The organism is Catenulispora pinistramenti (assembly GCF_018274385.1).
Classification (GTDB): Bacteria; Actinomycetota; Actinomycetes; order Streptomycetales; family Catenulisporaceae; genus Catenulispora; species Catenulispora pinistramenti.
The window spans coordinates 1-11,481 of record NZ_JAAFYZ010000289.1 but is presented as its reverse complement, the minus strand read 5'-3'; the positions used below and the strand labels follow the sequence as shown (position 1 = coordinate 11,481).

Genomic DNA, 11,481 nt, shown 5'->3' with positions numbered 1-11,481 from the left:
CCGAGCCGCCGGTACCCGCACCCCCTGTTTTGTATTTCTCCGGCTGGTTTTCGGTTCGTTCCCCTCGGTCGCGTCGGCAGGGCTTCGCCTACAGTGCCGGTGGCCGGGGGTCAAGTTCGCGCTGAACAAAACCGCAACTCACACGCATGACCGCAGCGCGCGGACTTTACCCCCGGACACCGGTGCTGTACCCCCCGGGCTGACGACGCGACCGAGGGGAACGGACCGCACCACCTCACAGGCCGCAGCCGCTGAGACTGACCCGGCCACCCTAGGGAACCGCGCTAGTTTCCCTGAGGTTGCCGAGGCCCGCCGGAGGCCCGGCCCTTCACCACAGCCCTTGACTTTGATCTTGCTGGTGGCTCTTGATCTTGCTGGTGGCTATTGATCTTGTTCTTGATCTGGCCCTTTGCCCTTGCTCTGACTTGCTGGAGTTGAAGAGGCCTGAGGTGGGGCGGGGTTGTGAACGCGGGAACCGGCAGCCGACAAACACACCCACCACCCCGAACCCCGAACCGGCACAACTATGACCGAAGGCCGTAAAAAGCTTCTAAAACCCACAAACTGGCAGCAACTCGGCCATCAAACCCCAACCCCCCAAAAAGATCCGAACCCGAGCACCCCAAATCATCACCAGCCAAGCGTCACCCGACACAGCACTAGCGCCCGAACACCCGAGCCCGGTACCCCCGCGCCAGAAACAGCATCTTCGCCAGCCCGGCAGGCTCGTAGAACACGATGAAGTCCGCGAACCGGTGCGCGCCCCGGCGGCCCTCGAGCCGTACCGCCGCGTCCCGCAGCGCGGTCAGCTGCGCGACCGTCATCGGCAGCGGCCGCTCGTGCGGCTGGTACGTCGAGCCGATCGGGTAGTCGCGATACGGCCGGTCGGTCATCTCGATGTGGCAGCCCATGACCCACGTCACCTCGTGCGCGGTGGTGAACGCCACCAGTCGGTTCAAGGTGGCCACCAGTTCGGTGAAGTCCGCGACGTAGATCCGGCCCGGATAGACCGTGTCGCCGGTCAGCAGGAACCCGGTCGTGGGGTCGTGGAACACCACGCCCGCCGCGTGATGCCCGGGTGCGCCGATGGCCGTCAGCGCCCGGCCGCCGAGATCGAACGGGACTTCCTGGTCCGGCCAGCGCGCGTCGTCGAACCCGAAGAAGGCCCGGACCGCCTCCGGGTCCCTCGCCACGACCGTCGTGTTCGGCCGGTCCGCGAACTGCCCGTCCGCCGCGACGTGGTCGCCGTGTCCGTGCGTGTGCGCGACCACGAGTTCGTAGCCGTCCCGGGGGTGATGCTTCAGCCAGTCCGCGATCAGGCCGTCGACCGTCTGCCGCAGTGGGAACACCGCTGGATCGGCGGTGGCCCCGGTGTCCAGCAGGATCGCCCGATCCGCGCCGAACAGGAGGTAGATGAAGGGTGCCTCGAAGTTCGTGCTCTTGCTCTGCCGCAGAATCACCGTGCGGTCGTCGTATGCGTGCACCTGGATCGGGGGCTCCGAAGCCGAGCTCCCGCGGCGCACGCCGTGGTTCCAACGAAGATCGAGCGGACTCCGCATGCTCTCTAAGCCCGTCTCTTAAGCAACCCCGACCACGATCCCCCACGTGTGCGTCACCGACGCGCCGGGGGCCAGCGAGATGACGCCCTTCCCGGTCGCGAAGGCGTTCGGCGGGCAGCTCATCGGCTCGACCGCGAGCGCCGAGCGCCGGTACGGCTCGTTCAGCGGGTCGCCGGAGAACAGCTGCACCCACTCCAGGCCGTCGCCGAACCACATCGTCACGCCCTCGGTCCCCTGTCCGAGGGTGACGCGGGCCCGGCCGTCGGCGTCGCGGACGACGTCGGTGAAGGCGGTGTCCAGGGTCACGCCGCGCAGTGGGCGGCGGTCGCGGAAGTCGTACGGGGTGCCGCCGACGGGGACCTCGCACTGCGGGATCATGCGCTCGTCGACCATCAGCCAGCGGCCGGCCGGGACGCGGGCCAGGCCCTGCGGGCCGTCCAGGCCGCCGTCCACCTTCAGGTAGGCGTGCGATCCGATGCCGTAGGGGGCGTCCCAGTCGCCGGCGTTGTGCGCGCTCACCGTGATCGTCAGGCCTTCGTCCTCGTCCAGGGAGTACTCGGCGGCCAGGTCCAGCAGGAACGGGTAGCCGGGTTGCGGCTCCAGGCGCAGGGTGAGGCGGACCGAGGAGTCGGTCTGGGTATCCGGCTTCCAGGTGGCGTGCCGGGTCAGACCGTGGATCGCGTTGTGCCGGGCGGCCTCGGTGATCTCCAGCTCGCGCTCCACGCCGGCGAACTTGTACTTGCCGTCCCGGATGCGGTTCGGCCAGGGCAGCAGGAGCTGGCCGCTGCCGCCGACCGGGCCGGCGTCCTCGGGGAACTCCATGACCAGTTCCCGGTTGTCCAGTCGCAGGGCCCTGAGACCGGCGCCGACCTCGGTCACGGTGGCGGTGTACTCGCCCGCCTTGATCGTGAACTGCTCTCCGGTCGGGCGCCCGCCTGCACTGATCATGCCGCCATGGTCCCACGATCCGGTCCCCGGCGGGCAGGCCGGGGCCCGGATCGAAGCGAGCGGGAATCAGCCGCGGGTGCGCACGTCCACGAACGGCGGCTTCACCACGGTGAACGCCGCGGCCTTGCCGCGCACGTCCAGATACACCGTGTCGCCCTCGGTGTGGTCGCGGTCCAGCAGCGCCAGGCCGATGCCCTCGCGCAGGCTCGGCGAGAAGGTGCCGGAGGTGACCTCGCCGATCTGCTTGCCGGCCTCGTCGTTGACCACCATGTGCGCGCGCGGGATGGCCCGGTCCACGGCCTTGATCCCGCGCAGCAGCCGCCTGGCGCCGGCCTCACGCTCGGCCAGCAGCGGCTCGCGGCCCCAGAACGCCGGCTTCTTCCAGCCCACGGCCCAGCCGGCGCGCGCCATGTTCGGGGTGATGTCCAGCGACAAGTCCTGACCGTGCAGCGGGTAGCCCATCTCGGTGCGCAGGGTGTCGCGGGCGCCGAGACCGCAGGGCCGGATGCCGAACTGCTCGCCGGCCGCCAGCAGCGCGTCCCACAGCGCCTCGGTCTTGTCCCAGCGCGGGACCAGTTCGTAGCCGTGCTCACCGGTGTAGCCGGTGCGGCAGACGGTGAGCGGGGAGTCCTGGAAGGAGGTCACTGCGAAGGACATGTAGTCGTGGTCGGTGGGCAGGCCGAGCGCGGCCAGCACCTCGGCCGACTTCGGGCCCTGCACGGCCAGCACGCCGAACTCGCGGTGCCGGTCGCGCACGGTGACGCCCTCGGGCGCCGCGGCCTGCAGGCGGCGGACGACCTCGGCGGTGTTGGCGGCGTTGGGGATCAGGAAGACGTCTTCGGGGCCGTTGAGATAGGCGATGAGGTCGTCGACCACGCCGCCGGTGGCGTCGTCGCAGCACAGTGTGTACTGGGCCTGGCCGGGCTCGATCCGCTGCAGGTCGTTGGCCAGCACCGAGTTCACGAACGCCGCGGCGCCCGGCCCGGTGACCGAGGCCTTGCCGAGGTGGCTGACGTCGAAGACGCCGACCTGCTCGCGGACCGCGGCGTGCTCCTTGAGCACTCCGCCGGTCTTGCTGTATTCGATCGGCATGTCCCAGCCGCCGAAGTCGGACATCTTCGCACCCAGGGCCACGTGCCGGGCGTGCAGGGGCGAGGTCAGGAGATCGCTGGTCACAGGGCGAGACGATACCGGAGGAAACACCACGGCCGGCCGCTGGCCGGAACCGGCCGGATTGACACCGGGGGAACGGGGAAGGTCATCCGCGCGCCTCGCCCGGTGCGACCGTACCGAGTACGGTCGCCTAAAGTAACGATGTCCCGGGTGACGGCCGCCTCGACCGCAGTGAAGGGCGACCCCCTTCCCCGCCGGCATCTGAAGATGTCCTAGCGAGAACTGGATCAACGATGACCTCGATCTCCCTGTCCGCTACCGCGACCGGCAAGGCGGACGCCGTCGTAGTCGGCGTGTACGCCACCGAGACCGCCAAGGGGGTCAAGGGCGTCGCCCTGGCCCCCGGCGCCGAGGCCGTGGACGCGGCCTACGGCGGATCCCTGGCCAAGGCGCTGGACCTGATCGGCGCCGCCGGCAAGGACGGCGAGCTGACCCGGGTCCCGGCGCAGGGCGACGTCAAGGCGCCGCTGATCGTCGCGGTGGGCCTGGGCAAGAAGCCCGGCAAGGGCGAGCAGCTGAACACCGACACGCTGCGCAAGTCGGCGGCCGCCGCGGCCCGCTCGCTGGCCGGCAAGGCCAAGGCGGTCTTCGCGCTGCCGGCCGAGGACGCCGCGCAGGCCGGCTCGGTGGCCGAGGGCGTGCTCCTCGGCGCCTACGCCTACCAGGGCCTGAAGGCCCCGAAGAAGGACGCCAAGGGCGCCGTCGGCGAGGTCGTGCTGGCCACCCCCGGCGCCAAGCAGGCCGCGGTGAAGAAGGCCGTGGAGCACGCGGACACCGTGGCCACCGCGGTGAACCTGGCCCGCGACCTGATCAACACCCCGCCCTCGCACCTGTACCCGCAGACCTTCGCCGAGCGGGCGCAGGCCGAGGTCAAGGCGGCCGGGGTGCCGGCGCTCACGATCGAGGTGCTGGACGAGAAGGCGCTGACCAAGGGCGGCTACGGCGGCATCATGGGCATCGGCAAGGGCTCGGCCAAGCCGCCGCGCCTGGTCCGCGTGGCCTACCGGCACCCGAAGGCGAAGAAGCACCTGGCCCTGGTCGGCAAGGGCATCACCTTCGACACCGGCGGCATCTCGCTGAAGCCGGCCAACGCCATGGACACCATGAAGTCGGACATGAGCGGCGCCGCCGCGGTGTTCGCCGCCACCCTGGCCGCCGCCAAGCAGGAGGTGCCGGTGAACATCACCACGTACCTGTCGCTGGCCGAGAACATGCCCGGCGGCGGCGCGGTGAAGGTCTCCGACGTGGTCACCATGTACGGCGGCAAGACCGTGGAGATCATGAACACCGACGCCGAGGGCCGGGTGGTGATGGCCGACGCGCTGGCCCGGGCCAGCGAGGACCAGCCGGACCTGCTGCTGGACGTCGCCACCCTGACCGGCGCGCAGGTCCTGGCGCTGGACCGGCTGGCCGCGGTGATGGGCAACGACGACGAGCTGCGCACCCGGATCGTCGAGACCGCCAAGGCCGCCGGCGAGGAGATGTGGCCGATGCCGCTGCCGGAGTACCTGCGCGAGACCATCGACACCCAGAGCGCCGACATCTCGAACATGGGGCAGCGGATGGGCGGCATGCTGGTCGCCGGGCTGTTCCTGCGCGAGTTCGTGGGCGAGGGCATCAAGTGGGCGCACCTGGACATCGCCGGGCCGTCGTTCAACGAGAAGGCCCCGTTCGGCGACACCCCGAAGGGCGGGACCGGCGCCGCGGTGCGGACGCTGGTGCGGCTGGCCGAGGACCTGGGTTCGGGCAAGTGAGCCGGCGCTGAAACCGCGCTGACCCCGAACTGACCCGAAGCGGTCATCTCCCCGCCCGGGAGGTGACCGCTTCGGCGTTCGCGGGTAGGTCTGTCGGCATGAGCGCCGAGGAGCAGCCCGCGCACCCCGCGCACGACCCGCACGAAGGGCTCGGCGCGCGGCTGAACTGGCTGCGGGCCGGCGTGCTCGGCGCCAACGACGGCATCGTCTCCACCGCGGGCCTGGTGGTCGGCGTGGCCGGGGCCACCGACACCCAGTCCACGCTGCTGGCTTCCGGCATCGCCGGACTGCTCGCCGGTTCGCTGTCGATGGCCTCCGGCGAGTACGTGTCGGTGTCCACCCAGCGCGACTCCGAGATGGCGGCGCTGGCCCTGGAACGCAAGGAACTGGCCGAGACGCCGGAGGCGGAGTTCCAGGAGTTGGTGGGCCTCTACCGCGACAAGGGCCTGACCCCGACCACGGCCCGCCGCGTCGCCGAGGAACTGACCGCGCACGACGCCCTCACCGCGCACGCCACCACCGAACTCGGCATCGACCCGGAAGCGCTGGCCAGCCCGTGGAGCGCGGCGATCGCCAGCTTCGTCGCCTTCAGCGTCGGCGCGCTGCTGCCGTTGCTGGCGATCGTGCTGCCGCCGGAGCGCTGGCGGGTGCCGGTCACGGTGGTCAGCGTGCTGATCGCGCTGATCCTGACCGGCTGGCTCAGCGCCCGGCTGGGCCGTGCGGCGCCGGGGCGGGCGATCCTGCGCAACATGATCGGCGGTGCGCTGGCTATGGGCATCACGTATCTCGTGGGCACGTTGATCGGGAAGGTGGACTAGGGCTTCGCGAGCGCGCGGCCCGGCCCGGCTCGGCCCGGCCCGGCCCGGCCCGGCCCCGAGCGGACTAGCGCTTCGCTCGCGCGAGGCCCAGTTCGGCCCGGAGCACATCGGCCAGCCCGGCCAGCCGGGGATCCGGGCGCTTGGGCACGATCAGCGACAACGGAATCCGGATCGTGACGCCGGGCGGGACGATCCGCTCCCCCGGGCGGACGCCGTCCAGGACCGCGCTGCGCGGCACCACAGCCGGCACGCCACGTCGGCGGGCGATGGCCAGTGCGGTGGCGGCGGAAGCTGCCGGGACCACGGTGGCGCCGCGCGCGGCGAGCCGATCGCCGATCCGTTCCGCTTCGCTGGTGTAGGTCGACAGCGTCACGACCCGGCCCGAGTAGCCCCGGCGGCCCGGGCCCGGCTCGGGCACTCCGTCGGGCAGCAGGAGGGCCAGGGTGTCGGCGCCGAACACGGTCCGCGACAGTCCCGGCGGCGCCGTCGTGCCCGGGGGCAGCGCCAGCACCGCCAGGTCCAGCACACCATCGGCCAGGCCCTCGATCAGGCGTGGGCCGTGGTCGGTGCGTTGACGCACCGCCAGGGCTGGTCCGGCGAACGCGTCCAGCGCGCCGAACACCGCCGGTGCCAAGCTCGCGATCGTCCCGGCCGCGAGGTCCGCTCGGGCGCCCGCCGCGCGGGCGTTGCCGACCGCGTGGTCGAGCAGGTCCAGGATGCGCCGGGCATCGGCGACGAACGCGGCGCCGGCGGCGGACGGCCGGGTGCCGGTCGGGCCGCGGTCGAAGAGCGTGAGGCCGAGGCGTCGCTCCAGCAGGGCCAGCCGCTGGCTCGCGGACGGCTGTGCGATCCGCAGGACCACGGCGGCCTGGCCCACCGAGCCGGTGTCGGCGACGGCCACGGCCAGCCGGAGGTCGTCGACGGCTGGCAGCGGTGGCATAGGCGCAGCCTATGTGCTGCCAGCAGGGTTCGCCGGATACCCGGTCCGGCACGCACCCGAAAGGGTTGTCCGTGTGCGAGGACTCCGGAGTAGAGCGGCGATGTTGCAGGCCGCTTCGTTCGTCGACCAATTCGGCTGGCGGGTCGCGCAGATAGCGCTGCCGATCGTCGCGATCCGGGTGAGCGGCACCGTGGCGATCGCGGGTGTGGTCGGGGCCGCGACCGGTGTTCCGTCGCTCACCAGCCCTTGGTGGGCCCACCGGCCACGCCGCTGGGTGGCCGCCGGCCAGGCTCGGCGGCTCGCTGCCGTCTACCTGGCCTGCGGGGCGGTTTCCGCGATGCTCCCGTTGACGGCGGCGACCCACACGATGCCGCCCGCCTTGCTCGCGGTGGTGGGGTGCGCCACCGGTGTTCTGGGGACGCTGGCCGCGCCGACGCATTCGGCGCTCATCGCCGATCTCGCGGATCGGACGGGCCCGAACGGCGCGGCCCGGATGCTGGCCTGGCAGGACGGCGGGCAACGCACGGCGATGATGCTGGGGCCGGTGACGGCCGCACTGCTGATCGGCGCGTACGGGCCGACGGTGGCTCTGGCGGCGGACAGCGCGAGCTACTTTTTGGCCGGGCTGTTGATGACGGGGGCGGCTTCCGGCGCCTCGGGCGAGGAGGTTGGGCCGCAGCCTCCGCAGCCGCCGCGGGCTTCGCGCGGCACAAGCAACAAGTCCGGGCCGCAGCCACCGCAGCCGCCGCAAGCTCCAGGCGACACAAGCGCGCCGCGAATCCGGGACACCATGGCCGGGCATCCCGATATCGCCCTCGGCTGGCTGGTCCGCGGCGCCGGCTGCTTCGGCTGGTTCGCGTTCTCCCTCGGGATACCGATGCTCGGCACCGGATTGGCGGCGGTCGCCCTCACCGTTTACGGCGCCGCCGGCCTGTTGGCCACGCCGGTGGCGGCCCGGGCCGGACAAGCCCGGCGGCCCGCGCGGGTCGCCGCGTTCGGCTGGCTCGGCGGCGGCACGGCCTTCGTCCTCATCGGCGCGGTGCCCACTCCGGTCGGCGTCACCATCGCCGGAGCAGTCGCGGGGCTGTCAGTTCCGGTCGGCAACGCCGCCGTCACCGCTCTGCTCACCCGGGCCCACACCGGCGAGATGCGCCGGACCGCACTGGCCGGACAGCAGACGGTCGTCAACGCCGCGTCCACCGCGGGGCTGGCCGTCGGCGCGACGGTGCTCGGCGCTCTGGGGGCACGCACGACGTTGGTGGTCGTCGGTACGGCGATAGCCGGCGTCGCAGCCTTCGCCGTCTTCGTCCGCGCCGCGATCGCCGCCCGGCAGGGCAGGGATAGCCCGCACCGGAGTTGCGGCAGGCGTTCGATGCCGGGCTGAATAGTTCTCCATGTGGCACGAGAGAAAGCGGATCGAGGGCTGGCACGCCGCGGCGGAGGCCGGCGACTCCGACGCGATGCTGCATCTGGCGCACGCGGTGAAGCACAGCGATCCGGTGGAGGCAGAACACTGGCTGCGCTCGGCCGCCGACCTGGGCAACCTGGAAGCGGTCCACAAGCTCGGCCTGCTGTTGTGGCACCGCGGCCGGCACGCGGACGGCGAGGAGTTCGTGCAGCGCGCGGCCCTCGGCGGCTATCAGGACGCGATCGCCACCATGGGACAGTTCTGCGAGCGGCGGGGCGACTTCGAGGGCGCCGACGCCTGGTTCTGCAAGGTCGTCGCCGACGACGACTACAGCTCCTGAGCGGGCTGCGTTCCCGGGCGGGCGTCAGACTCCGTCCAACCGCCGCTTGTCCTCCTCGGCACGCTTGCGCGTCCAGTCCCGCATGCGCTGTGGGTAGCCGACCACGTCGGCCTCGTAAGCGGGAATCCCTAAAGCCCGCGCCAGCGCATGCGCCTGTTGCGGACTGCGCACCCGACGGCGTGTCCACTCCCCGGACGCGGCGATGAAGACCACTGTGGTGTCGGTCACAGCGGAGCGGGGCTCTATATACGCTTCAACGCCGACCCGGCTGCGGGCGAAATCGCTCAGGTGCGCTTCCGCGGCGGCCAGTTCCTCAGTGGATCTCCTGCTGGGCGGTGGCGCTATCGGTCCGGGGGCCGGAATGGGCATGCTGGGGCGGCGTCGGTGGAACATGGGCATAACCACTCCCGGAAGATCGTTGCTCCCTCGGGCCGGGCCGTGGGGCTCGGCATAAGTCGGGTCCGCACGCGGACTAGACTGGCGTTCCGGTCGCGGATGCGCTACCCGCGACTCCGCGTCCGTCCGTTCACTGACCCTTCCACAGCAGTGTGTCAGTGTGGGGCGGAACGGGACCGGCAAAGCGAGAAGCAGGCGAGAAGAGGAACGCACGTGGCAGGCGACAACCAGTTCGACTTGGTCATCCTCGGCGGCGGTTCGGGCGGCTACGCCTGCGCCTTCCGAGCGGCGGACCTCGGGATGAGCGTGGCGCTGATCGAGAAGGCCGAGGTGGGCGGGACCTGCCTGCACCGCGGCTGCATCCCCACCAAGGCGCTGCTGCACGCCGGCGAGATCGCGGACAACACCCGCGAGGCGGCGCAGTTCGGCGTCGCGGCCACCTTCCACGGCATCGACATGGCCGCCGTCAACTCCTACAAGGACGGCGTGGTCGGTCAGCTTTACAAGGGCCTGCAGGGCATTGTGAAGGCCCGCAAGATCGAGTTCATCGCCGGCGAGGGCAAGCTGGTCTCGGCCGACACGGTCCAGGTGAACGGTCAGAACGTGACCGGCAAGAACGTGGTCCTGGCCACCGGCTCGGTGCCGAAGTCGCTGCCGGGCCTGGAGATCGACGGCAACCGGATCATCTCCAGCGACCACGCCCTGAAGATGGACTTCGTCCCGGCCTCGGCGATCATCCTCGGCGGCGGCGTCATCGGCTGCGAGTTCGCCTCGGTCTGGAAGTCCTTCGGCACCGACGTGACGATCATCGAGGGCCTGCCCCACCTGGTCCCGCTGGAGGACGAGAACTCCTCCAAGCTGCTGGAGCGCGCCTTCCGCCGCCGCGGCATCAAGTACGAACTGGGCAACTTCTTCTCCGGGGTGGAGTACACCGAGAACGGCGTGCGCGCCTCGATCGCCAACGGCAAGACCGTCGAGGCCGACCTGATGCTGGTGGCCGTCGGCCGCGGCCCGGTCTCGGCCGGGCTGGGCTACGAGGAGGCCGGGGTCGTCACGGACCGCGGCTACGTCAAGGTCGACCAGTACTGCCGCACCTCGGTCCCCGGCGTCTACGCGGTCGGCGACCTGATCCCGACCCTGCAGCTGGCGCACGTCGGCTTCGCCGAGGGCATCATGGTCGCCGAGCACATCGCCGGCCTCAACCCGGCGCCGATCGACTACGACGGCGTGCCGCGGGTGACCTACTCGCACCCGGAGGTCGCCTCGATGGGCCTGACCGAGGCGCAGGCCAAGGTCAAGTACGGCGACACCGCGGTGAAGACCTTCAACTACGACCTCGCCGGCAACGGCAAGAGCAAGATCCTGAAGACCTCGGGCCAGGTGAAGGTGGTCCAGCAGGTCGACGGGCCGGTGCTGGGCATCCACATGGTCGGCGACCGGATGGGTGAACTCGTCGGCGAGGCCCAGTTGATCTTCAACTGGGAGGCGCTGCCGCAGGAGGTGGCGCAGTTGGTGCACGCGCACCCGACCCAGACCGAGGCGATGGGCGAGGCCATGATGGCCCTGGCCGGCAAGCCGCTCCACGTCCACGACTGATAAGCCTGCTGTAGGGACACCGCAGGACACACACCTGCGGAAGCCGAAGAGAATTCTGCACGGAATGTTCTGCGAAGGAGATAGAGAGCGCTCATGTCGGTCTCAGTAGTTCTGCCCGCGATGGGTGAGTCGGTCACGGAGGCCACCATCACCCGTTGGCTGAAGAAGGAAGGCGACCGGGTCGAGGTCGACGAGCCGCTGCTCGAAGTCTCCACCGACAAGGTCGACACCGAGATCCCGTCCCCGTCGGCCGGGTTCCTGGTCTCGATCAAGGTGGCCGAGGACGAGACGGTCGAGGTCGGCGCCGAGCTGGCGGTCATCGGGGACACCGCGGACGCGGCTCCGGCGGCTCCGGCCGCCGCCGCCCCCGCGGCCGCCCCGGCCCCCGCTGCCGCGCCGGCTCCGGCGCCCGCCCCGGCTCCGGCTCCGGCTCCGGCACCGGCCCCCGCGCCGGTCGCCGCTGCCCCGGCGCCGGCCGCCGCCGCTCCGGCTCCGGCCGCCGCGCCCGCCGCCCCTGCCGGTGGCACCGCCGCCGGCACGCCGGTGTTC

11 protein-coding genes are annotated in these 11,481 nt (G+C 71.4%); 6 read left to right on the top strand and 5 right to left on the bottom strand.

Annotation, left to right across the window (positions count from 1 at the left end):
• Window positions 1-659: 659 nt before the first annotated feature.
• The 3 genes from KGQ19_RS43965 to gcvT all read right to left on the bottom strand — a co-directional run bounded on the left by KGQ19_RS43965 (window position 660) and on the right by gcvT (window position 3,683).
• Window positions 660-1,523, bottom strand: a complete 864-nt coding sequence (locus KGQ19_RS43965; RefSeq protein WP_307856697.1) for an MBL fold metallo-hydrolase — start codon at window positions 1,521-1,523, stop codon at window positions 660-662.
• Window positions 1,524-1,577: 54 nt separating this feature from the next.
• Window positions 1,578-2,507 carry an aldose 1-epimerase family protein gene (locus tag KGQ19_RS43960; RefSeq protein ID WP_212020783.1) on the bottom strand — a complete coding sequence of 310 codons (930 nt, stop codon included), beginning with the start codon at window positions 2,505-2,507 and terminating at the stop codon, window positions 1,578-1,580.
• Between the two features lie 66 nt (window positions 2,508-2,573).
• Window positions 2,574-3,683 (bottom strand): glycine cleavage system aminomethyltransferase GcvT, encoded by a 1,110-nt coding sequence (gene gcvT, locus KGQ19_RS43955; protein WP_212020781.1) that lies wholly within the window; start codon window positions 3,681-3,683, stop codon window positions 2,574-2,576.
• A gap of 230 nt (window positions 3,684-3,913) precedes the next feature.
• On the opposite strand from gcvT, the gene KGQ19_RS43950 reads away from it, so the two are divergent.
• A complete protein-coding gene (locus tag KGQ19_RS43950; RefSeq protein WP_212020779.1) occupies window positions 3,914-5,434 on the top strand; it encodes a leucyl aminopeptidase in 1,521 nt (506 codons plus the stop codon).
• Window positions 5,435-5,532: 98 nt separating this feature from the next.
• Complete coding sequence (locus KGQ19_RS43945; RefSeq protein ID WP_212020777.1) at window positions 5,533-6,252, top strand: VIT1/CCC1 transporter family protein; 720 nt, start codon at window positions 5,533-5,535, stop codon at window positions 6,250-6,252.
• A gap of 64 nt (window positions 6,253-6,316) precedes the next feature.
• Here the strand turns inward: KGQ19_RS43945 and KGQ19_RS43940 are convergent, their stop codons facing one another.
• Window positions 6,317-7,192, bottom strand: a complete 876-nt coding sequence (locus tag KGQ19_RS43940) for a LysR family transcriptional regulator (RefSeq protein WP_212020775.1) — start codon at window positions 7,190-7,192, stop codon at window positions 6,317-6,319.
• Window positions 7,193-7,292: 100 nt separating this feature from the next.
• Between KGQ19_RS43940 and KGQ19_RS43935 the strand changes: the two genes are divergently transcribed.
• Both KGQ19_RS43935 and KGQ19_RS43930 read left to right on the top strand, forming a co-directional pair.
• Window positions 7,293-8,576: an MFS transporter gene (locus KGQ19_RS43935; RefSeq protein WP_212020773.1), complete on the top strand. Its 1,284-nt coding sequence runs from the start codon at window positions 7,293-7,295 to the stop codon at window positions 8,574-8,576.
• Window positions 8,577-8,586: 10 nt separating this feature from the next.
• Window positions 8,587-8,940 carry an SEL1-like repeat protein gene (locus KGQ19_RS43930; RefSeq protein ID WP_212020771.1) on the top strand — a complete coding sequence of 118 codons (354 nt, stop codon included), beginning with the start codon at window positions 8,587-8,589 and terminating at the stop codon, window positions 8,938-8,940.
• Window positions 8,941-8,964: 24 nt separating this feature from the next.
• Here the strand turns inward: KGQ19_RS43930 and KGQ19_RS43925 are convergent, their stop codons facing one another.
• On the bottom strand, window positions 8,965-9,339 hold the full coding sequence (locus KGQ19_RS43925; protein ID WP_212020769.1) for a hypothetical protein: 375 nt from the start codon (window positions 9,337-9,339) through the stop codon (window positions 8,965-8,967).
• Window positions 9,340-9,549: 210 nt separating this feature from the next.
• Between KGQ19_RS43925 and lpdA the strand changes: the two genes are divergently transcribed.
• A complete protein-coding gene (gene lpdA, locus KGQ19_RS43920; protein ID WP_212020767.1) occupies window positions 9,550-10,932 on the top strand; it encodes a dihydrolipoyl dehydrogenase in 1,383 nt (460 codons plus the stop codon).
• Between the two features lie 93 nt (window positions 10,933-11,025).
• A partial coding sequence (locus KGQ19_RS43915; protein WP_307856696.1) for a biotin/lipoyl-containing protein occupies window positions 11,026-11,481 on the top strand: 456 nt, incomplete at its 3' end.

Excerpts from the sequence above, each read along its gene's own strand:
- KGQ19_RS43945 (WP_212020777.1), top strand. The coding sequence starts at position 5,533 with ATGAGCGCCGAGGAGCAGCCCGCGCACCCCGCGCACGACCCGCACGAA.
- KGQ19_RS43930 (WP_212020771.1), top strand. The coding sequence starts at position 8,587 with ATGTGGCACGAGAGAAAGCGGATCGAGGGCTGGCACGCCGCGGCGGAG.
- KGQ19_RS43935 (WP_212020773.1), top strand. The coding sequence starts at position 7,293 with ATGTTGCAGGCCGCTTCGTTCGTCGACCAATTCGGCTGGCGGGTCGCG.
- KGQ19_RS43960 (WP_212020783.1), bottom strand. The coding sequence starts at position 2,507 with ATGATCAGTGCAGGCGGGCGCCCGACCGGAGAGCAGTTCACGATCAAG.
- KGQ19_RS43925 (WP_212020769.1), bottom strand. The coding sequence starts at position 9,339 with ATGCCCATGTTCCACCGACGCCGCCCCAGCATGCCCATTCCGGCCCCC.
- KGQ19_RS43950 (WP_212020779.1), top strand. The coding sequence starts at position 3,914 with ATGACCTCGATCTCCCTGTCCGCTACCGCGACCGGCAAGGCGGACGCC.
- KGQ19_RS43940 (WP_212020775.1), bottom strand. The coding sequence starts at position 7,192 with ATGCCACCGCTGCCAGCCGTCGACGACCTCCGGCTGGCCGTGGCCGTC.